At 46.4% G+C, this 23086-nt stretch carries 19 protein-coding genes; 2 read left to right on the top strand and 17 right to left on the bottom strand.

Features of this window, described 5'->3' with window-relative positions:
* Positions 1–165 precede the first annotated feature (165 nt).
* The 16 genes from AYJ58_RS19915 to AYJ58_RS19990 all read right to left on the bottom strand — a co-directional run bounded on the left by AYJ58_RS19915 (position 166) and on the right by AYJ58_RS19990 (position 16795).
* Entirely contained in the window at positions 166–2169 is a 2004-nt protein-coding gene (locus tag AYJ58_RS19915; RefSeq protein WP_106651430.1) for a methyl-accepting chemotaxis protein, read from the bottom strand.
* A 296-nt stretch (positions 2170–2465) separates the two neighbouring features.
* Complete coding sequence (bfr, locus tag AYJ58_RS19920; protein ID WP_006080476.1) at positions 2466–2933, bottom strand: bacterioferritin; 468 nt, start codon at positions 2931–2933, stop codon at positions 2466–2468.
* A 9-nt stretch (positions 2934–2942) separates the two neighbouring features.
* A complete protein-coding gene (bfr, locus tag AYJ58_RS19925; RefSeq protein WP_106651431.1) occupies positions 2943–3416 on the bottom strand; it encodes a bacterioferritin in 474 nt (157 codons plus the stop codon).
* A gap of 261 nt (positions 3417–3677) precedes the next feature.
* Positions 3678–3902: a (Na+)-NQR maturation NqrM gene (nqrM, locus tag AYJ58_RS19930; protein ID WP_063884096.1), complete on the bottom strand. Its 225-nt coding sequence runs from the start codon at positions 3900–3902 to the stop codon at positions 3678–3680.
* Positions 3903–3913: 11 nt separating this feature from the next.
* Positions 3914–4960 carry an FAD:protein FMN transferase gene (locus tag AYJ58_RS19935; protein ID WP_106651432.1) on the bottom strand — a complete coding sequence of 349 codons (1047 nt, stop codon included), beginning with the start codon at positions 4958–4960 and terminating at the stop codon, positions 3914–3916.
* A 98-nt stretch (positions 4961–5058) separates the two neighbouring features.
* On the bottom strand, positions 5059–6315 hold the full coding sequence (nqrF, locus tag AYJ58_RS19940; protein WP_006083934.1) for an NADH:ubiquinone reductase (Na(+)-transporting) subunit F: 1257 nt from the start codon (positions 6313–6315) through the stop codon (positions 5059–5061).
* Between the two features lie 46 nt (positions 6316–6361).
* Entirely contained in the window at positions 6362–6970 is a 609-nt protein-coding gene (gene nqrE, locus AYJ58_RS19945) for an NADH:ubiquinone reductase (Na(+)-transporting) subunit E (RefSeq protein ID WP_006080469.1), read from the bottom strand.
* A gap of 5 nt (positions 6971–6975) precedes the next feature.
* Complete coding sequence (locus AYJ58_RS19950; RefSeq protein ID WP_006080467.1) at positions 6976–7608, bottom strand: NADH:ubiquinone reductase (Na(+)-transporting) subunit D; 633 nt, start codon at positions 7606–7608, stop codon at positions 6976–6978.
* A complete protein-coding gene (locus tag AYJ58_RS19955) occupies positions 7608–8396 on the bottom strand; it encodes a Na(+)-translocating NADH-quinone reductase subunit C (RefSeq protein ID WP_006080465.1) in 789 nt (262 codons plus the stop codon). Before AYJ58_RS19955 ends, AYJ58_RS19950 begins: the two co-directional genes overlap by 1 nt.
* The gene (locus AYJ58_RS19960) at positions 8389–9588 is read right to left on the bottom strand and encodes an NADH:ubiquinone reductase (Na(+)-transporting) subunit B (protein WP_006080463.1); all 1200 of its coding nucleotides are present in this window, start codon (positions 9586–9588) and stop codon (positions 8389–8391) included. Before AYJ58_RS19960 ends, AYJ58_RS19955 begins: the two co-directional genes overlap by 8 nt.
* On the bottom strand, positions 9588–10922 hold the full coding sequence (locus tag AYJ58_RS19965; RefSeq protein WP_006083937.1) for a Na(+)-translocating NADH-quinone reductase subunit A: 1335 nt from the start codon (positions 10920–10922) through the stop codon (positions 9588–9590). The genes AYJ58_RS19960 and AYJ58_RS19965 overlap by 1 nt, the downstream gene beginning before the upstream one ends.
* Before the next feature lie 401 nt (positions 10923–11323).
* Positions 11324–13378: a TonB-dependent receptor domain-containing protein gene (locus tag AYJ58_RS19970; protein ID WP_106651433.1), complete on the bottom strand. Its 2055-nt coding sequence runs from the start codon at positions 13376–13378 to the stop codon at positions 11324–11326.
* Between the two features lie 165 nt (positions 13379–13543).
* Positions 13544–14053 (bottom strand): S-ribosylhomocysteine lyase, encoded by a 510-nt coding sequence (gene luxS, locus AYJ58_RS19975; RefSeq protein ID WP_006080460.1) that lies wholly within the window; start codon positions 14051–14053, stop codon positions 13544–13546.
* Between the two features lie 168 nt (positions 14054–14221).
* On the bottom strand, positions 14222–15340 hold the full coding sequence (locus AYJ58_RS19980; RefSeq protein WP_106651434.1) for a TRAP transporter substrate-binding protein: 1119 nt from the start codon (positions 15338–15340) through the stop codon (positions 14222–14224).
* A 251-nt stretch (positions 15341–15591) separates the two neighbouring features.
* Positions 15592–15912: a BolA family protein gene (locus AYJ58_RS19985; protein ID WP_106651435.1), complete on the bottom strand. Its 321-nt coding sequence runs from the start codon at positions 15910–15912 to the stop codon at positions 15592–15594.
* Positions 15913–16096: 184 nt separating this feature from the next.
* Complete coding sequence (locus tag AYJ58_RS19990; protein ID WP_106651436.1) at positions 16097–16795, bottom strand: alpha-ketoglutarate-dependent dioxygenase AlkB family protein; 699 nt, start codon at positions 16793–16795, stop codon at positions 16097–16099.
* Between the two features lie 149 nt (positions 16796–16944).
* On the opposite strand from AYJ58_RS19990, the gene AYJ58_RS19995 reads away from it, so the two are divergent.
* Positions 16945–18081, top strand: coding sequence for a methyltransferase (locus AYJ58_RS19995; protein WP_106651437.1), 1137 nt, complete (start codon positions 16945–16947; stop codon positions 18079–18081).
* Positions 18082–18305: 224 nt separating this feature from the next.
* Positions 18306–21503 (top strand): DUF2339 domain-containing protein, encoded by a 3198-nt coding sequence (locus AYJ58_RS20000; protein ID WP_106651438.1) that lies wholly within the window; start codon positions 18306–18308, stop codon positions 21501–21503.
* Positions 21504–21623: 120 nt separating this feature from the next.
* Here the strand turns inward: AYJ58_RS20000 and AYJ58_RS20005 are convergent, their stop codons facing one another.
* Entirely contained in the window at positions 21624–22922 is a 1299-nt protein-coding gene (locus AYJ58_RS20005; RefSeq protein ID WP_106651439.1) for an O-acetylhomoserine aminocarboxypropyltransferase/cysteine synthase family protein, read from the bottom strand.
* Positions 22923–23086: the final 164 nt, after the last annotated feature.

The raw sequence follows: 23086 nt of genomic DNA on the forward strand, positions 1-23086 counted from the left end.
ATACTGTATATAAAAACAGTAATCAAGTGCTACTCGTCGATTTGAATGGAATAAGGCGAAAGCAAAAAATAAAAGGAGCCTAAACTCCTTTTGTGTGTTCACTATGAGTAATGCCGTGATTGAGCTGATGGCCAGTGAGCGAATAGTTCCCCGACCGACTCAGGCTTAAATCTTAAATTGACCGATATTGCGAGTGAGCGCTCGGGTCATATCCTCAAACCCTTGCAAGCTTTGCGACAAGTCCTGACTTGACAGCAAAGACTGATCCGACAATCCCCGCACATTATCGACATTGAGCGCCACTTCCTCGGCCGCCACAGCTTGCTGATCGATTGCTACGGTTATTTCAACCGTTTGCTGCTGAATTGACATAATCGCCGTGGCAATATCATTCAGTGCCGCTTCGACTTGGGTCGTTAAGTCTTGCCCCGCTTTCGCTTGTTCGACGCCCGATTCCATCACTTGCTCAGCCTGCAATGCACTTTGTTGCAAGGTTTGAATAATAGCTTGAATGTTGGCGGTAGAATCTTGGGTACGGGATGCCAGCGTGCGCACTTCGTCGGCCACGACAGCAAAACCGCGACCTTGCTCACCCGCACGCGCCGCTTCAATCGCCGCATTCAATGCCAATAGATTGGTTTGCTCGGCAATATTACGGATCACACTCAAGACTTCACCGATTTGCTCTGAACTATTGCGTAAGTGTTTAATCACTTTCGCCGCGGCAATCACTTGCTCTGACAGCGCCTTCATCCCTTCGGTCGCACGGGAAACAATCTGTGTACCGTCGTGGGCTTGAGTTTGCGCCTTCTGGGCAAAATCATTGGCACGCTGGGCACTGACAGCCATTTCTTGGCTGGTTTGCGCCATTTGCGTTGCGGCGGTGGCAACCGAATCTATCTGCTGCTTTTGCGATGAGACCGACGACACGGCTAAATCACAGATTTGCCGGGCATCAATAACGCCCGAGCCCACCTCTTGGGTTAAACTGCGCGTATCCAACAGCATGTGCTGCACTTTCTCAGCAAAGCGATTAAAAGCATCGCCAAGTTTGCCTAACTCGTCTTCTCGATCCATCAGGATACGTTTTGATAAATCACTGTCACCTTCGGCAATATCTTCCATCGCATCCAATAACTTAGCGAGTTGACGTCTAAAGGGTAGCAACATCAACCATACCGTCACGCCCATGAGCAGCATGATACCAATGGCGACCATACTGGCATTCCAGAACGCAGCGGTCACTGGCGCTTCAATCACTTCGTGGGGCAACATAAAGGCTAAGTGCCACTTTTGTTTGGGATAATCACCGCCCACGGTCACAAAGCTCACCCGCTGGGGCACGCCATTGAACGTAACGTTAGCAAACCCTTGCGCTTCCCTTTGCATCTGTTGTCTTAATGCCGAAAACCCTGAGGTCTGCTTAAACTGAGTGTCCACTTGATTTGCCAAAGAACCCGGCGGGAAACGTTCTGAAAAACCAGGGAAATACACCAACTTGCCTTCGTCTGTCATCAAGAAAGCTTGGCCAAAGTCACGGTATTTGATCGGTGCCAGCAGGGATTTACCAATAGTATCAATCAAGATATCCATGCCGCCGATCCCAATCAGCTCACCATTGGCAGCATAAACAGGGGTTTTAACCGTGGCAGAAATTGAACCATCGTTCGCATCGACCGCAGGATCGCCAACAAACAAGCCACGCTGGTCAATCGCCTCCTGCCACCAAGGTCGTTTGTTGGTGTAGTAATCTGGGTCGCCATCGAAGCGGCCATTAAGGTCAAAGTACTCGAAGGTATTGGCCGAGCCAAAAAACACCGACTTAACATCGCTATCGCGATCGGAGAAAGACTTAAAGTAACCAATAATGTCTTGATACTGGCGATCAGCCGCGAGATGACTGCCACGGGCGTGATACTGAGTAAACCATTTGACTAAACCCGGCTCGGCAAATACTGAATGGATCGCTTGGCCCTTAGCAATAAAGTAGCCGCTGATCTCATTGGCTTTTAAGGCAACTAACGCCGAAATATCCGCATCGACTTGCTTTCGCGTGTTATCACTTTCTTTTGTCACCAACAAAGCGGCGACTAAGGTAAGCAGTACAGCAAGCGCTCCAACGATAGTCACCACTAACTGCAAACTTAGAGAACGTTTCATATATCCCATCAATCTTCCCGTCTGGCTGGCCAACAAGTTAACAATATGGCTCGCAAAAATAGTTTTACACGGTAACAATTTTTACCTGTTAACAACAGATGAAATCGCCATAAAAAACGTAAATAAGTATTTGTAAAGAAAGGACATTGGCTTTATAACAGGATTCGCTAAATTTAAGATATTTTGCAGAGGATGAGTTTGTAGAGGCCGAGTTTTACAGTCAGATAGACTATATACAGATTGGATTACTAGGAAGCGGTAGAAATAGGATCAGCGAGACACTCCCGCTGATCTAGATTTAGTGATTACATCTTAGTTTGTAGGTAGTTTTGTAGCCCAACACGGTCAATCAGCCCGAGTTGTTTTTCGAGCCAATACATATGGTCCGACTCAGTATCATCGAGTAACACTTCGAGGATCTCGCGGGTTTGGTAATCTTGCTTCTGCTCACACAGGGCAATCACTTGGCGCAAATCATCTGCGACCTTGTACTCGTAGGCGAGATCATTACGCAGCATCTCTTCCACATCTTTACCTATGTTCAACGCCTCACGGGCGGCAACATTAGGCGTCCCTTCGAGGAATAAAATACGCTGTACTAATTTGGCCGCATGGGCTTTTTCATCATCAGACTCATGGGCGATGCGCTCATAGAGTTCATTCAAGCCCCAATCTTCGTACATATGGGCATGGACAAAATATTGATCCATTGCCGAGAGTTCTCCCGTTAGGAGTCGATTTAACGCATCGATGACGTCTTTATCGCCTTTCATATCTTGCTCCTATTGGTCGCTAATTTGCGATTGTAGATAATTTTGAATCCCGGTTAGCGTAATGAGCTCTTGCTGCGACTCAAGCCAATCTAAGTGTTCTTCCTCGTCTTCAAGGATGTCTTCCAGCAGATCGCGGCTCACATAGTCTTGCTCGGCTTCACACAGGTTAATGGCATCACGCAGCAATGTCAGTTGCTCTTGCACCATGGCCAGATCGCAGTCGAGCATTTCTTGGCTATGTTCACCAATGCGAAGTTTCTCGAGTTGCTGCAAATTTGGGAGACCCTCCAAAAACAACACGCGCTCGATGAGCTTATCGGCGTGCTTCATATCTTGGATAGATTTTTTGTATTCGACGTGATTTAGCTTCTCAAGGCCCCAATGTTTAAACATGCGGGCATGGAGGAAATATTGATTGATGGCGGTCAACTCACAGGTAAGCACCCGATTCAGTTGCCCAACCACTTTAGGATGACCTTTCATAAGTTACTATCCTTGGTAAGCGTGAAAAAGATTGATCTAAATCAAGCTTCTAGCCTAGTACAATTTACCCATCAACTCAAATTATCTTTATATTTCACAAACTTAATGATGAAAAGCATTCTCATTCCTGCTTAGATTAACGCGCTATCTCCCTCATATCCCAAGGATAAATTTAATTGGATGGTATAGCTTGATAAGTTTCATGCAAAAAAATAGCCTCCAGATAGGAGGCTATTGTCGAAACTGGCGATTGAGAGAATATTAAATAATACGGTCTTTGGTTAACTTCTCACGGCGCGCTTCTTCAGCGGCCATACGACGTTTACGTTTGTCACAAGGGTCATCACAATCACACGCTTTCTCAATCCCTAGAACACCTAAACCGCCACAGCTTCCCTCGACGGCTTTGCGCTTGATGAGATAACCTATCGACATCAGCAAAAAAAACAGTAATAAAACTACAAATGCCGCGATAAAAGTGCTCATGTTAACTCCAACTACTTAAGGAAAGGCTTGAAGGCGTCACTGTAATAGACTTTAAATCCTTCGCCTTGCTTTTCAATTAGCATTATCGCCAAGTGTTCCTTCTTGGCAAGCTCCAATGATGCTTCTGTACCTAAAACCATCATAGCCGTCGCAAAACCATCGGCAGTCATGCAATTCTGATGCAATACGGTCACAGATGCTAGCTTATGATTGATTGGCAAACCGGTACGTGGATCAATTATATGGGTAAAACGTTGGCCGTCTTCCTCATAATAATTACGATAATCGCCCGAGGTCGCCATCGCCATAGTCCCTGGTGAGATAACCTGCTGTACGGCTTCTGAGCCATCATCGGTCGGTTGCTCTATGGCAACGCGCCAAGAGCTACCATCGCCTTTAGCACCTTTAATGCTCAGCTCACCGCCAATTTCAACTAAATACCCAGTCGCGTGGTATTTATCGAGAATAGAAGCGACTTTATCAACCCCAAACCCTTTGGCGATTGATGACAGGTCTACGTACAAATGCGCGTTATGCTTACTTAAACGATGACCTTCTATCGAAAGCTCACTAATACCGGTTTTGGCTTTCGCCGCATCGATATCGGCCTGAGTCGGAACTTTCGTTGGGCGCTTATCAGGACCAAATCCCCACAGGTTAACTAAAGGACCTAAGGTAATATCAAGTGCTTTATCCGTCACTTGATATAAGCGTATTCCCTCTTGCACCACTTTGATGGTATCCGCTGAAACTTCAACGCTTTGCTCCAATGGCAATTGGTTGAAACGGGATAATTCTGAATTTGGGCGATAGGTCGACATCTGGTCATTGACTAGCTCAAGGGCTAAATCAATTTCCGCTTGAAGTAATTGCGCCGTCGGCATCTGCTCATTCGGCACGACTTTAATGTGATAAGTCGTCCCCATAGTGCTGCCCGCTAATGAAATGACCTCGTTCTGCTTTGAGCAGGCTGAAACAAAAAAGGCCAGCCCTACGAGGACTAGCCAGTTAAATGAATGCTTTAATACTGAGGTATTGATCTTTAAGGTCTGAAACATAGTGACCTACTACTCTTATTTGGGCCCTTAAATGCAAAAGTTGCAGATGAAAGGTTAACCTCAACATCTGCAACTTTTCTATCTAGGACTAATGAACATTAGCCGCCGAAGTCATCCAACAGGATGTTTTCGTCTTCGACACCAAGATTTTTCAACATACCAATTACGGCAGCGTTCATCATTGGAGGTCCACACATGTAGAACTCACAATCTTCTGGTGCATCATGGTTTTTCAGATAGTTTTCATACAATACGTTATGAATAAAACCTGTGTAACCATCCCAGTTATCCTCTGGTTGAGGATCTGAAAGGGCCACATGCCATACGAAGTTGTCATTCTCAGCCGCAAGGCCGTCGAAATCTTCTACGTAGAACATTTCACGTTTAGAACGTGCACCGTACCAGAAGCTCATCTTACGTTTAGAGTGAAGACGCTTCAGTTGGTCGAAGATGTGCGAACGCATTGGCGCCATACCCGCACCACCGCCGATAAACACCATTTCTGCATCGGTATCTTTCGCGAAGAATTCACCGAATGGGCCAGAAATTGTCACTTTATCGCCAGCTTTTAAGCTCCAAATGTAAGATGACATCTTACCGCAAGGCAGAGTCAGGTTACGTGGTGGAGGCGTAGCAATACGCACGTTCAGCATAATAATACCGAACTCTTCTGGGTAGTTAGCCATTGAGTATGCACGAATCGTTTCTTCATCAACCTTAGATTCAAGATTGAAGAAACCGAAGTGTTCCCAGTCGCCACGGTATTGTGCAGGTACGTCGAAATCTGCATATTTAACATGGTGAGCAGGTGCTTCGATTTGAATATAACCGCCAGCACGGAAGGGTACAGATTCGCCATCAGGAATTTGCAGCTTCAGTTCTTTAATGAAAGTGGCTTTGTTATCGTTAGAGATAACTTCACATTCCCATTTTTTGATACCGAAGATTTCTTCGTCAAGCTCGATTTCCATATCGTTCTTAACGTTAACCTGACAAGAAAGACGACAGCCTTTACGGGCATCACCTTTGCTAATGTGGTCAAGTTCTGTTGGCAGAATATCACCACCGCCAGACTTAATCACTACGCGACATTGGCCACATGAGCCACCGCCACCACACGCACTCGATACGAAGATACCGCTGTTAGCCAAAACGCCTAACAACTTACCGCCAGCACCGGTTGTAATTGCTTTTTCAGGATCGTCATTAATGCCGATCGTGATGTCACCGCTAGCCACTAACTTAGACTTAGCAAATAAAATCACTAATACCAAGATGAGGACGATAGCAGTAAACATACTCACACCGAGGTAAACCTCGAGCGGAGTAGATTTAAAAATACCAAGAATATCCATTAACTTATCCTTAGAAGGTCCAATTCAAGAAGCCGTTATGTGTCTCTTACAGAGACACACCAGAAAACGACATGAAACCTAAGGCCATCAAACCAGCAGTGATAAAGGTAATACCTAAACCACGTAGGCCGTTAGGCACGTCGGCATACTTCAGCTTCTCACGGATACCGGCCATCAATACGATAGCTAATGCCCAACCCACTCCTGAGCCGAAACCAAACACCACACTCTCGCCTAACTTGTAGTCACGCTCAACCATGAATGATACCGCACCGAAAATCGCGCAGTTCACTGTGATCAAAGGTAAGAAAATACCTAATGCGTTGTACAAAGGTGGAAAGTACTTGTCCAGTGCCATTTCCAGAATTTGAACCAAAGCTGCAATCACACCGATAAAGGTAATGAATTTCAAGAAGCTTAAGTCAGCTTCAGGTGCGCCAGCCCAAGCAAGTGCACCAGGAGCTAGCAGCCCTTGATAGATAACTTGGTTTGCTGGGACAGAGATAGTTAACACTACAACTACCGCAATCCCTAGGCCCATGGCTGTGGTGACTTTCTTTGACACAGCCAAGAAAGTACACATACCTAGGAAGAAGGCCAGTGCCATGTTTTCAATGAAAACAGAGCGAATTAACAGGCTAATATAATGTTCCATCGCACTTACCCTTTTGCTTCAACTTGCTCTGGCTTATAGGTACGAATAATCCAAATCAGAACACCGATCAGGAAGAACGCACTCGGAGGCAGTAGTAGCAGACCGTTTGGTTGGTACCAGCCGCCATCAGAGATCTTGTGCAAGATTTCAACACCGAACAGAGAACCGTTACCAAACAGTTCACGTACGAAGCCAACAGCTAACAGAATCGCACCGTAACCTAAACCGTTACCGATACCATCCATAAAGCTCATCATTGGCGGTGTTTTCATCGCGTAGGCTTCGGCACGACCCATTACGATACAGTTCGTAATAATCAGACCGACGAATACCGACAGCTGCTTAGAGATCTGATAAGCATAAGCCTGCAGCAATTGGTCAACCACGATTACCAAAGAGGCAATAATGGTCATCTGTACGATAATACGCACACTGCTTGGAATATGATTACGGATCATTGAGATAAACAGGTTCGAAAACGCTGTTACCGCAGTTAACGCCAACGCCATTACCAGTGCAGTTTCGAGCTTGCTCGTTACCGCTAATGCACTACATACACCAAGTACTTGTAAAGCAATCGGGTTGTTGTTGACTATAGGTCCGGTCAGAACCTGTTTCAGTTCTTTAGCGTCAGACATTAGTTGAGACCTCCATTGCGTGCTTTTTCAATGAAACTCGCAAAACCTTCTTTCCCTAACCAGAATGTCAGTGAATGTTGTACACCGTTACTCGTTAAGGTTGCGCCAGATAATGCGTCTACACCGTATTCAGTGCTAGCAACAGCTGGGTTTTTCGTTACGCTGATAGCGAGTTTACCTTGCTCATCAAATAACTTTTTGCCATGCCATTTCGCTTTCCACTGAGCATTTTGCACTTCGCCACCTAAGCCCGGCGTTTCGCCCTGCTCGTAGTAGACTAAGCTTTGCACTGTGTTTAGGTCAGCATCCATAGCAAGGAAGGCATACATAGTAGACCAAAGGCCATAACCATGGATTGGCAGAATCACACTGGTCAATTTACCTTGTTCATCACGAACGAGGTAAACCACAGCGTTATCCGCTACGCGTTTCACAGAAGCAATGTCGTTCTCAGGTACAAATGAGGTTTTCACATCACGAGACGCTTTACGTTGATCATAAGTGTCAGCATCAACACCATCAACCCAAGCACCCGTTTTCAAATCGACCAGTTTAGCTTCGATGTGTTTGCCGTATGTATCCAGAATTTGCGCTTTGGTGACCTTGCCAGCTTTAGTATCGATAAGACCAGCGGCTTCCAGAATGTACTTTTGCTTATCGAGCAGTTTATTTTCTGCTTGAGTCGGTCTCAGTAACACTGCTGCAGTAGACACAAATATCGCACAAATTAGACATAGGCCAACGACGATAAATAAGGTTCTGCCGAACGAATCTTTATTACTAGCCACGGGCAATCCTCCGCTTGATATTTGCCTGAACCACGAAGTGGTCGAACAATGGCGCGAACAAGTTAGCAAACAAAATTGCCAACATCATGCCTTCAGGGAATGCAGGGTTAATCACGCGGATAAACACAGCCATTGCACCGATCAAGATACCGTATGCCCATTTAGCTTGGTTAGTGAATGACGCTGACACTGGGTCTGTCGCCATAAACATCATGCCAAACGCAAAACCACCTAACACTAAGTGCCAGTACCAAGGCATTGCAAACATTGGGTTAGTGTCGCTACCGACAACGTTCAGCAGAGTAGAAATGGCAATCATACCGACCATTACACCGCCAACGATGCGCCATGAAGCGATACGCGTGTAGATGATGACCAAACCACCTAACAGAATCGCTAATGTAGACACTTCACCAACAGAACCTGGAATGAAACCGAAGAACGAATCCCACCAGTTTTGGTTGATTGCATAATCTAATGTGCCCGCAGCAGCTTGGCTCAGTGCAGTCGCACCTGAGTAGCCGTCAGCCACAACCCATGAGGTATCACCCGACATGTTCAACGGATAAGCGAAGAACAGGAAGGCACGACCCGCTAGTGCTGGGTTTAAGAAGTTACGCCCTGTACCACCGAACACTTCTTTCGCCACGACCACACCGAAGGTGATACCCAGCGCCACCATCCATAATGGGATAGTTGCTGGCAGCGTTAAAGCGAACAGGATAGAGGTAACGAAGAAACCTTCGTTGACTTCATGACCGCGGATAGAGGCAAACAGCACTTCCCAGATACCACCGACGGCGAAGGTCACCGCGTAGATAGGTAGGAAGAAACAGGCGCCATACCACATTAGCGCAGGCCAGCCAGAGTTTGCCGTCAGTTCGGTACCGAACATGCTGAACAAGCTCACTTGCCATACGTCAGGGGTAGCAAAACCAGCCACTAAAGCTAATTGAGCTTGTAAACCTACGTTGTACATACCCACGAACATCGCTGGGAAAGCACAAGCCCAAACCGTAATCATCATACGTTTTAGGTCGAGGTTATCGCGAACGTGGGTTTTGCCCTTGTTCACTTTACCTGGGGTATAAAAAATTGTGTATGCCGCTTCGAATAGGGCATAAAACTTTTCGTATTTACCGCCTTTTTCAAAGTCGGGTTCAATACGTTCGAAAAAATCTTTCAAGCTCATTAGCCTTCCCTCTCGATCGTATCTAAACAGTCACGCAGATATGAACCGTAGTCATACTTGCCTGGACATACGAACGTACACAGTGCGAGATCTTCTTCATCTAACTCTAACGCGCCTAAAGTAGCAGCACCGTCAAAGTCACCTGAAATCAAGTCACGCAACAACATAGTAGGAAGAATGTCCAATGGCATTACACGCTCATAGTTACCAATTGGCACCATAGCGCGGTCTGAACCACCTGTACTGGTCGTCATACTGAACAGACGAGAAGGAGCAAGATGTCCTAAGAATGCACGAGTGATAGAATATTTGTCTGAGCCTGGTAATACCCAGCCTAAAAATTCTTTCTCTGTACCTTCTTCTAACAGACTTACTTGAACATGGTAACGACCTAAATACCCTTGTGGGCCAACGGCTGTACGACCATTCAGAACAGAGCCTGAAATCAGACGAACATTGCCATCTAAGGCTTCACCTGCGGTTAATTCAGTCATGCTCGCGCCCACAACAGTGCGTACGAGTCTTGGCTTAGCCGCTTTAGGGCCTGCGATCGCAATAACACGTTCGGTATTGAGTTCACCCGTCGTAAATAGCTGACCAATTGCTATTACATCTTGGTAACCAATATGCCAAACGGTACGTTTTGCAGAGGCAGACAATAAGAAGTGAATATGAGTACCGACTAATCCTGCAGGGTGCACACCAGCAAATTCTTCAACTTGGGCGTTTGCGGCAGGAATATCAGCGCCAGGCGCTTTACAAAGGTAAACTTTACCGTCAGTAAGTCTTGCTAAGACCTTAAGACCATTAGCAAAATCTTCTTTATGCTCACGGATCACCACAACGGGATCAGCGGCAAGAGGTTGAGTATCTATTGCGGTTACAAAAATACCAGCAGCAGAAGAGTCTACAGCAGGAACTTTGCTAAAAGGACGAGTACGCAATGCAGTCCATAAACCTGATTCGATCAGATTGTCACGGACTAACTGCGAGTCGAGCGTATCGAGTGCAGTGGCATCATATTTAGCAAAGGCAACGCTTTCGTTTCCTTCCACTGCAATGACAACAGACTGCAGAACACGCTGGGCGCCCCGGTTAATGTCTAATATAGTACCACTGGCTAAAGCCGTATATTTAACGCCTAAATTCTTTTTATCTTCAAAAAGAACCTGGCCTTTTTGTACTTTATCGCCCACTTTGATTTTCATCGTTGGACGTAAGCCAATATACTCTTCACCCAAAGTAGCTACATGTTTAATGGCTGGGCCATTATGGATAACTTGCTCTGGTCCGCCTGCTATAGGCAGTTCCAATCCTTTCTTAATTGTAATCATATCCACAAGCACTACGTTTGAAGGAAAGACAATGCGCCGCGTTCCTGCTAAATACTTAGGTTTTAAACAAAACCTACTGCATTGAGCTAGCGCAGATTTATCACAGAAATGCGATCGCAATCACGCTGGTCGCGCGCATTTTACCCCAATTGACTTGGCATCGCCACGAAAATTATAGGTGATTTCAAACCTAAAAAATGGATTGAAAAGAATCATGCGCTACAGCGTTCGCCTTCCGACCTAGTGACGGATCAGAAAGAGAGAATATTACGGCCACTGGGTACTATAGCATTAATAATTAAAGATTTAATTTAGCAAAAAGTCGAAACATCCACTAAACACGGCTTAAATCGATCTTATTTGTTTCAATTGATTTAAATTCAAACGAAATAAAGTTCAACTTAAAAGCGCCATTGATAACCTAAATAGCTAATACGTCCATTTTCCGATCGAATTCCGCTATTTGATGCTGTCGTGACTAATGTCTCATCTAAGAGGTTTTCTATCCGAAAATAAATCTCATGGTGACGGTTAAAATGATAATTCGCCGCTAAATCTACCCGCCATTGTGCAGCGACAGGCTGTAATTCGGCGCCAAATTGGCCCATTTCCCGCTCCGATTGATAAAAGACATTCGCGTTCAGTTCATATTCGTCATACTTCATTCCAGCACTCAACTGCAGCTGCTGCTCGGGTAACCAGGCCACCCTATCGCCAGCCACGACGCAGCCTTGAATTTCGTTGCAGCTATTAGTTTGATACTCAGCATTCGAATACTGATAATTTAATGCCAAAGGCAACTGCACACTGCCCAGTTCCCATTGATAGCCAAGATTCAGCTCAACCCCTTTGGTCTGCACATCCACGACATTACCTTGAACCCACAAACGGCTGTCGGCGCATTGGGTATAAGCATCGCAATTGACATGCAGGTTATCAAAATCTTGAACGTAGGTTTTAATATCAGCATTAAAATGCTCGCTAGCATATTGGGCGCTGACTTGATATTGCAGCGACACTTGCGCTTCTTGCTCAAGATTCCCCGCACTCGCGGCGGTCCAGGAGCGTCGAATATCTGCACTAAAGCGCCAATCTCCAGCATGATATAAAACGCCAAGCTGTGGCATCCAATCGCTATCAGAAAAATCCGCCGCTTCGAGTCCGGCGTAGGCTAGATTGATCTCGCGATTGACGTCCACTTTTTCATAGGCAAGCGCGAGTTTGAGCTGCAATCCGTCCCAATTAAACAAGGAATCGATGGCCGAGGTGAATGCGGTCGCATCATCGGTATAAGCCAACAGCGCATCTGGCGCATCACTCACTAAACTCAAGTCCTGCTGCCATAGACTTTGCTGTTCACCAAGGTGCATCTCAGCTTTATCCGTATGGTAACGGGCACTCAAACTAATTTGATGGGCGCCATATTGATTCACGGACTCAGTTTGTACCCCAAAGGAGCTAAAATCATTGTCTTGTTGTAACGAAGCGACCGCGACGCCATCGACTGTCGGCTGCCGTTCAAATGCGGCCAGCGCTGCTAAACTCTGGGTATCGAGCATTTGCCCATCAAATTGATTAAGTTGATTTAATTGCTGCGAATAGGATTGATAATAAAAGTCCGTGATGACCTTATGCCCGCCACTTAACGCAACTTGGTGCGACAATTGATACTTATGGTGTCGCCCTTGGTGCTTATCTGCCGCAGTGGCTGAATACAAACTCATAGGATCTTGTTGCCAATCTGCTGGTGTTAAGCCGAGTTGGGAGCGATAGCTATCATCATCGAGGAACTGATAGGTAAACTCAGTCACCTGTGGACTTCTGGCACCTAATAAACTCGCAGCATTGATTTTAAATAAGATATCAGTGGTTTGGCGGTCAGTATCTTGACCATTAAGCAAACGATCCGCGCCACTAGCATCACTGTAATTAACCGCGAGTATCATGCCATACTCTTTTTGCTTCACGCCCCAATTCACATCGACACTGTAGTCTGAATCGGTATTACCCTCGAGAGTCGCCTTACTATTCTCGGTCTGCTCAGCAACAGGTAAGGTTTGATAACTCACCACCCCAAACGCCCCTTGCCCACCAACAGCCATATTCGCCATTGGCGTGACGGTGACACTCTGTTGTTGCAGCAGATTGGGCAATAGTTGTAATTGCGGCGCAGAATAAGGCGCAGGTGAGAAATACACTCTATCTTGCAATACGGCCACGCCTTGACTCGCGCTGCGCATACTAATACTTGCTGGATTTCCGTTAAGATCCGCAGGTAAAACCGTCAAAGCCGTTAACTGGCCTAAGGCTAAACTGTCAGCAGTTGAGTGGAATGTGTCATTGAGCAGGTTCAGTTCAAGCATTTGACTGTGGAAATCATCGGCGAACGTTGTGTTAGAACAGGCAAGAGATACAGACATTGCACAGAGTGATACTGTGAAGTAACGACTAGGCATACCAAGCTCCCAAAAATTTTGTTAGCGTACGGCGTTTTTGTTATTAACTTGTAAAATAGCTGAATTTGTTTGAAAAAAAAAGCGACTCTCGTCGCTTTCTCTCATTAACTTCAGGAAACTGAATTTACTGGCTAAGTACTCTTATACAAGTAAGAGTGCAAACCGTTACAGATTACCTAGAATTTCGTCGCTTAATTTCAAATCATCATTGCGATTCACACTCACGCCAGCCGCAATAATATTACGGGCGATATCTTGTGCCTGCTCTAACGAATGCATCTCATACGTACCGCATTGGTATTCGTTCAGCTCAGGGATTTCAGACTGCTCAACCACTTTAAGCACATCTTCCATCGCAGCTAACCACGCATCGGCCACTTGGCGCTCAGTCGGCTCTCCAATCAAACTCATATAAAAGCCGGTACGACATCCCATTGGCGAAATATCGATGATCTCAACATTGCTACCATTTAAATGGTCACGCATAAAGCCAGCGAATAAATGCTCCAGAGTGTGAATACCACGCTCACTGAGAATATCTTTATTCGGCGCGCAAAAACGTAGATCGAATACCGTAATCGCATCACCCTTTGGCGTGCTCATATGCTTAGCAACACGAACTGCTGGGGCATTCATTCGAGTATGATCGACGGTAAAGCTATCAAGTAATGGCATAGGGATCTCCAAATTCTCAGGGCGACATCAACGCCACTGTAACTGTCTATTTATGGCTTGCAAGCATAACACCAAATGAATTACGCCGATAACAAGATAATTTAAGATGAAATCATCTCATATAAATCAGCGATTAATGTGACAGTCAGTGCTAAAAACACCCCGCATTTAGTGTTGACGCTGCTGGCTGTAAGCATCCTCAGATATTTTATGATACTGGCGTACACCTTGCTCGTAGGCGTGATAGGCGGCGTACACTTTGCGCATTAAAGGATCTTGATTAGCTTGTTCTTCAATCACTTGCTTAGAGATTTTCTCAAGTTCCAACAACACTTTCGGTGGAAATGCTTTAAGCACTACCCCTTCATCATTCACTAAGGTTTCAAGGGCCGTCACATTGCGGGTCGTGTATTCATCGAGCATATCTTGGTTAATCGCTCTCGCCGCGACTCTCACTATGGCTTGTAAATCTTGAGGTAAACTCTCGAAGGCAGCTTTATTAATCAAAAATTCCATATTGGAACCCGGCTCATGCCAACCTGGGTAATAGTAGTACTTCGCCACTTTATGTAAACCAAAAGCAAGGTCGTTCAATCGCCCCACCCACTCTGCCGCATCAATCGAGCCCGTTTGCAGGGCACCATAGAGTTCACGCCCCGCCATATTCACAGGTATAGCGCCGACACGTTTTAAGACTTCGCCGCCCAAGCCCGGCATGCGGATCTTCAATCCCTTAAAATCGGCAATGGTATTAATCGGTTTATTGAACCAGCCGCCCATTTGCATGCCCGTATTGCCACCCGCGAGGGGAATGATGCCAAAGGGGCGATACACTTCTTCCCACAACGCCATGCCACCGCCGTAGTGCAACCAGCCGTTCATTTCTTGCGCTGTCATACCAAAGGGAATCGATGAAAAAAACTGCGCCGCGGGCGCCTTACCTTTCCAGTAATAAGAAGCGGCATGGGCCATTTGAATTTTTCCCTGACTCACGCCATCAAAGATGGCAAACGCTGGCATCAATTCTCCCGCACCATAAACCTGAATTTTTAACCGACCGTTAGACATGTCATCGACTAAATGCGCAAAACGCTCAGGTGCCATACCTAAACCGGGGAAGTTTTTGGGCCAAGAGGTTGCAAGGCGCCATTCAATTGCGGGGATAGCTTGGGGATCATCCGTTGCGGCATGGGAAACGGCTACGTTTTGCGCATCACTGGCTACGGGGTTACAACCGCTCAGCCCCATCAGCAGCATTAAGACGAGCACACTCCCAAACTTACGCATTTTTAATACTCTCCCTGAAATAAAACGAACCCATAGTGCCAATAGACGTGAACATGCACTCAGGACAGAGCTCTGCAATCGCACCACTCAACCCCTTAAAATAAAACATATTGTTAACACAGAAACACAGTGAGGGAAACCAGAAACTCGAGGGGTAAAACCAGAAAATGGCCTTAGTTTGACCTAAAACAAAAACCACTCTATGGAGAGTGGCTTTGAAATCTAAGCTAAAAGTATTGGAAAGCGATGAATTAACCGCGACAATTTGGCGTATTAGGCACTTGTACATTCGCATCCCATTCACTTTGAGTGAATGTGTGAATCGACAAGGCATGCACGCCATTCGCTAGCTCATGGGCTAAGTGAGTATTAACCAATCGATGCCGTGCCAAGAGACGTAAACCATCAAACTGCTCACTCACGAGCACAACTTTGAAATGGGTTTCCGAATTCGGTGGCACATGGTGACGATTACTTTCGTTGATCACTTCTAAGTGAGTCGGCGAGAAGCCTTCAGTTAACTTCTGCGTGATAGTGTTAGCCACTGTGCCCTGCGCATGAGTATTGGACATATTCGAGTCTCAGAATGGGGAAATCCAGTGGCCGCAGAGTACTGCTTCAGACAGAAAAGATCAAATTCACTTAGTCTGTTTGCTGCTCAATAACCACTTTATAAGTCATCTTATTTAGCAGGCCGTTCACCGCCACCAGTAATAAACAGTAGGCAATGAATAGCTGTCATTTAACAACGGGCATTTAGCCATGGAAATTAACGATGAGTTGCCTAAAGGTGTAATTCCAGCGGGGCTCTTTTACTTTCAAACGTTTAGGTAAGCTGTGCAGCCAATCGTTTTGCATAGGCCAGTGCATGATTAGCAGATCACCGCTGTGCAAACTGATGCAGTGCTTGGTTTGGCTATGTTTATGCTTAAGCACAAAATCCCGCGTGGCGCCTAAGCTAATAGAAGCAATATGGCTGCCACGGGCAATTTCCGGTTCATCATCGCTATGGGCGCCCATACAATCTTTTCCATCGGCGTAACGATTGACTAATACTCCATTACTCGCCAAACCATAATCCCGCGCTAACTTATCCCTCAACTTCTGGGCATATTTAGGCCAAGGTAAGGCGCGGATAAACAGTCCTGAATATAAATAGTCACAGCCCAAATCGCCAAACCACACTTGCTGGCGAGGAATTACGTGAAACTGACCAAATACTTGGATTTCGGGGCGACTTAAGGGATAAGTCTGCGATTCTGTCATCAACGCAAGTTGCTGCTCAGCATTAAGATAACCCCGCACTAAGGTGATGAGCGGTATGGGTTGTCCAGTCTTGTTCAAACCGTGATCGGTAAGGTTCAAACTTAGCTGTAAATCAAGACCCGCGTCTTCATCAAGCTCAGAAAACAAATCGTAACCTTGGTTGTCACGCCGCTCATTATCTTTAGCCATCAACCTACTTGTCCCCCGCAACTATCGATCCGTTTGCTTGCCGCTTCGTCCATGGCAGGGCTAACATTCGCTCTTGATGCTGAGCCGTCGCACTGCGCCATGAAATCTGCGATAATCTGCGCCTTAAATTTATTGGCGCAGTGTGGCACATGACAACACAATTTTCAGTAGCGGGTGTTGAACTCGAACTTTTACGGTATCCAGCTCAGCAAGAATCTAATCTTCAAGCTTGGGATGCCGCCGATGAACACTTACTCAAAAGCCTTATTGAGTCAGAGCAAGCCGCCGTGCCAACCGCCATTATCAACGACAGTTTCGGCGCCTTAAGCTGTGGTGTATCGAAACTGAATCCAAGTTGGCCACTGTGTATTGAAACCGATGCCAGAACCAGCTTTTTAGGCACAGAGCAAAACCATGGCCGCAATCAGTTGCCGCTGGATAACCTGCAATGGTTTACCAGCCGCGATACCTTGCCAGAAAACTTAGCCTTAGTATTGATGAAGTTGCCTAAGAACTTAAGCTACTTTGCCCACCAGCTAACACGCTTATCGCAAGTGTTACCCGCTGGCACTCGTGTATTAGTGGCAGCCAAAGCCAAATCGATAAATGGCGCCTTGCTCGATATCTTTGCTAAGCATTTAGGCCCAGCAAGCGCCAGTTTAGCGTGGAAAAACACCCGAGTAATTACCTGTGTCAGCGATGGTAACCCCAGACCATTAGCCAAAGAAGTGACTTGGGCCGTACCTGAATATCAAATTGAGATCAGCAACTTAAGTAATGTGTTTGCCGCCAACAAACTCGATATTGGCGCACGTATCATGCTCGAAAATCTGCCGAAAGGGGATTTCAAGTCGATTGTCGATCTCGGTTGTGGCAATGGCGTGCTGGGATTGCGAACCGCTCAGTTATTCCCAGAAGCTGATATCCACTTTATCGACGATTCTGAAATGGCGGTCGCATCAGCCAAGGCAAACTGGGCACGTAATCAATTGCCTGCAGATAAAGGCCACTTCTATTGGGACGACTGCATGACGCATCTGCCAGAAGAAGTGCAACCGGATCTGGTGCTATGTAATCCGCCCTTCCATCAAGGCGAAGCCATTACCGATCATATCGCGTGGCAGATGTTTTTAGATGCTCGCCGCCGCTTAAAAGACGGAGGTATTTTACATATCGTCGGCAACCGCCATCTGGCTTACCATGTGAAATTGCAGCGCTTATTTAAAAACTGCACCACAGTCGCCTCCAACGGTAAATTTGTGATCCTGCAGGCGCAAAAGAAATAACCCTGCCGCAATTAGCACTTTAATCAGAGCCAGCAATGTCTGGCTCTTTGTTGAACTAAACCCGCTAAAATATTGTTCTACACCACTATCAGCATTTTCCACATTCGCTATGGCTAGCCGAAATCCCCTGTCGCAAGTACAATCCAATTGCAAAGGTGCTTAAGTCCTTAAATTCTTAAGCGCTGAATGTTTTAAGCTATTAGGCACTTAACTAGGATTGAGATATGCCGTTAAAGGATGACGTCGCCCAACTAAAAGCTGAGCTGGCACAATTACAGTCGCTGCATTTATCGCAGCAATCTTCGCTCAGCCGTCAATTGGCAGAATTTTCAACTAAGCTCGATACCTTAAGTCAGCAAATTGCGACTGAAGACGCCTCTGATACCACTGTCAGTTCGGCGGCAGATGCAGTATTGATTGCGGCTGTGCTCCCTGCCGCAGATAACACGCCCGCATTAGCCTATGCGGCACACACACCAATCCTTGAGTCTACTCCCGTAGCGCCTGCTCAAGCAGAACCCAACCCATGGCAGCAAAACGCTTTGCAAGAAGACCCTTGGCAAAGAAACACAAAAAATACCTCAGCAGAACAAACCGCCAAAACCAAACACCAAGCGCAAGACCAACAACTGAGTGATGAAGTCAAATTACAAGCAAGCGTGCAAGTGGCGAGTCAATTTGACGATCTGTTATCCCAAGGATTAGCGACCATCATGGCGCCCTTTGGCGCCATTACCGAACAAATCAAGTCCTTCTACCATCATTATCAGGCTAAGGGATTAGGCCCAGTCTTCTTGATGACAGTCGCAGGGATCATCACTCTGACATTAGGCTTTGGTTATTTACTGCAATATTCCATCAACCATTGGTTCTCAGAACTGGGCAAAGCGCTACTCGGGTTTGCCAGCGCGAACGCTATCATAGCTGGCGGGATTTTTATTCGCCAAAAACGTGCGGGCATGGCGGACTTTGGTTCTGGGATAGTCGGATTAGGCCTTATCCTAAACTTTCTCTGCGCTTACTTTATTGGGCCATATTTTGAAATCATCCCAAATAGCGCGAGTTTTATCTTACTGCTAATAATCACTCTGGCAGGTTATGGTCTGTCGATGCGCTTAGATGCCAAAGTCATTAGCGTCATCGCCTTGGTCGGCGGCTCGACCGCGCCTATGATGTTGTTATCCCAAAGCTATGCACCACTGCTGTATCTTCCTTATTTACTGCTTATTGGAATTGGCGCCCTTGCCCAAAGTTATAAGCTTAAGTGGCCGTTATTACTGGAAATCACCGCGCTGCTGCACATTGGCTGCATCGAAGCCTTTAGCTATTTTGTGCCACTGCCACTCACCGACTTTGGCGGTGGCAGTCTGCTGGCGCTTTTCAGTATTAATGCGACCTTTTATCTCTACGGCATCACCGGCCTACTATTTTCCCAGCAGTTTAGCCATCAAGATAAACAACCAAGCAACACGCTAAGCCATCGCATGCTCGCTTTGCCAATAGCATTGCTCGCCTTTGTGCTATTCGAATTAACGCAATTCACTGAGTTCGCAGGGGAAATCTTCGCGATCAACGCGCTGATTTGTGCTGCCCTCTATTGGCAGCTAAAAAGCCGCTTAGAAAAAGCCCGCAGCGGCTTATTGTTAGTCTTTGCAGGAAGTTTTGCCGGATTTGCAGCACTGTATTTACTTAGCCATGATTTCCTCGGCTTAGTCTTACTGCTCGAAGCCTTATTACTGTTATGGATTGGCACCAAAGAAGAGCTGGTTTCAGTGCGCGCCGAAGCTTATGTATTACTGCTAATGGGATTAGGGTTAAATGCGTTTAGCGTGCTTGATAGCATGGCACTGTTAGAATCCAGCATATTAGATGCCTTGGCAATTTCAGCTTTGTCGGCCTTTGGCATTTCGCTGATCGCACTGGCCTTAAGTTGCGCCGCCTTAGTCTTTGCCATTCGACTATTAACATTCACCCGTGCGCCGCTTTCTGCGTTAGAACATCAGCTTTGCAGAATATTAAAAGAACTATTAAGCGGTTTTTATGTGGCGACAATTATCCTCGCGGCTTACCTTTTGAGCAGCGATTACTATCTCGCTATCTTGCCGCTAGTTAGCCTATTACTGCTGTACTTAAGCGCAAAGGACAAACTCGTTGTCAGCGAATTTGCCGCTTGGCTCTTGCTATTGCCACTGCTCTTTAAGGTCGTTGAAGGCATAACGCTCGCGGACAGTTTTAGCTTTAGCGCCCAGCCGCTCATGGCCAAACTGGCACGAATTGAGTTATTTACCGCCTTACTCTTGGCCCATTATTGGTATCGCCGCCACTATAAAGATGCCCTATTTGCCAAAGCCGCTTATAGCATGCAAATCTTCTGCTATTTGCTGCTGCCGCTTATTCTGCTGCCTAAAGTTATCCGCAACTATTGGGAATATACCGCTATTGCCCTCTGGCTGAGCACCTTTATGAGCCTAGGTTTAGCCTACTTTATTAAACATAAGAGTTTGAACATTGAGGCCAAAATCCTCACTTGGCTAGCGGTTCTGATGACCGCCTCGCTATGTCTTATTCACGTTTGGCAAGGACTCGCGGCGCTGGTTATTGGTGTCCTCTTTATGGGCTTTACCCTGCTTCGTTACCGCCAATTACCCGAAACATGGCGCCCCTTGCTGCAACTTCAATGGCAACTAAGCCCCTATTACTTTGCACTGGTATTAGCCGTGATCGTTTATGGCTTTAATCATTCAGAGCTAGTTGGAATAGCGATGACAGCATTGGCCTTAAGTGGTTATTTTGCCTTGCTTATCCAAAAAAGTTTAAGTAAAAGCGCTGAAGGCCAAGCCTCACATAGCATGAAGTTAACTCTAGTAGCCCAAATCCAAGCCGCAATAAAGGAAAGCTACCATCTCGCCTACGGCCTAAAGTTAGGCTTAGCCCTGTTGCCCATCATGCTGCATTTTGAGATCACGCTTGGGCTTAATCGTGATAATGCCTCGTTTGTGTTAATCGAGTTTTTATCACTGGCACTCCTAGCAAGGCTTATCTTGCAGCACGGCGCAGCAATACGCTTACATAGACGTATCTTACCGTTACAAGGACTTAAGTGGGGTTGGCATCTACTGCTCGCCTTGAGTTACTTCATGTGGAGTTATAGCTTCGATAACATGATTGCCGCCCCACTCAGCGCAATTTTATTGGTTATCCATGGCAGTGTGTTGATGTTCATCAGCTTAAAACCACAAAATGCCGATATGATCCGCCTCGCCGCTGGGCTATTTATCCTATCGACGCTCAAGGTGCTATTACTGGATATGGCGTCCTTCGAGCTAGTGCAAAAGGTCATTGCCTTTATGCTGATCGGGGTTATTTTGCTGACCGTTTCTTACTTCTACCAGAAGGCGAGAAATCGACTGCAGCAAGATTAACGTCGTTTTTAAAGCACTAAAAAAGCCGCTATCGAATTGAATCTATAGCGGCTTTTTACTGTTAACGATTTAATAAAGCGATGAGCTATCGGCTATTCGATATGGGCTACTCAATAAAAACTACTTGCTCACCAGTGCCTTATCGAGCGCCTGCGCCACATCGTTAATGATATCGTCAATATGCTCAATCCCAACCGAGATACGGATAAGATCTTCAGACACGCCTGCCCTTGCCAGTTCATCGGCATTAAGTTGTCTGTGCGTAGTACTCGCAGGATGACAGGCCAAGGATTTCGCATCGCCGATGTTCACTAAACGCAGGATCATCTGCAGCGCATCGATAAAACGTCCGCCAGCAATTTTACCCTCTTCAGGCGTGGCCGCTTTAATCCCAAAGCTAATGATCCCAGAAGCTTTTCCGCCAGTGATCTTGTGGCAATTATCCTGATAAGGGCTGCTCGGCAACGCGCCGTAATTCACCCAACTCACCGCCGGATGCAACACCAAATATTCGGCTAATGCTAGCGCGTTCGAGCAATGGCGCTCCATTCTAAGGCTTAAGGTTTCAAGGCCTTGCAACAGTAAAAATGCGCTGTGCGGTGAAAGCGCGGCGCCGGTATTACGTAGCGGTACCACACGGCAACGACCAATAAACGCCGCAGGGCCAAAGGCTTCGGTATAAACCACGCCATGGTAAGAAGGATCGGCTTGGTTGAGTAAGGCAAATCTTTCTTTATTTGCGACCCAATCGAACTTGCCAGAATCGATAATCACCCCGCCAATCGTCGTGCCATGGCCACCTATATATTTAGTTAAAGAGTGGATCACAATATCGGCGCCATGCTCAAAGGGGCGACATAACACTGGGGTTGCGACCGTATTATCGACAATTAAAGGCACGCCATGCTTATGGGCAATCTCGGCTAAACGCTGTAAATCGACAATATTGCCCGCTGGATTACCAATCGATTCGCAGAACAAGGCCTTAGTTTTGTCGTCGATCAGCTCATCGAGGCTTTCAAAGTCATCGAAGGCCGCCATACGCACTTCAACGCCTTGGCGCGGCAACGTATGGGCAAACAGATTGTAAGTGCCGCCATAGAGCTGACTGGTGCTGACAATATTATCGCCAACTTGAGTCAAGGCTTGTATCGCATAGGTAATCGCCGCCATACCCGATGCCACAGCCAGCGCACCTATGCCGCCTTCAATGGCTGCCAGACGTTGCTCTAGCACGCTAGTAGTCGGATTCATTATCCGCGTATAAATGTTACCCGCGACTTTTAAGTCAAATAAATCAGCACCATGCTGGGTATCATCGAAGGTATAAGAGGTGGTTTGATAGATAGGTACCGCGGCCGCTTTTGTGGTCGCTTCTGACTCATAACCGTAGTGTAATGCCAGTGATTCAAGCTTCATTTTGCCTTCCTTCAACAGAGTGCTGTCCTTGTTCGAACCCAAAGGATTGCACAAGATTTGTGCATGTTCAACAAGCTAACAGATAGACATCTGGAAGTCTAAAACTTTTTTTATCCCAGCATTTAACTTCTGACACCATACCTCAAACTACAAGGCGGGCTAAC

It is taken from the genome of Shewanella sp. Pdp11 (assembly GCF_002838165.1).
GTDB lineage: Bacteria > Pseudomonadota > Gammaproteobacteria > Enterobacterales > Shewanellaceae > Shewanella > Shewanella hafniensis.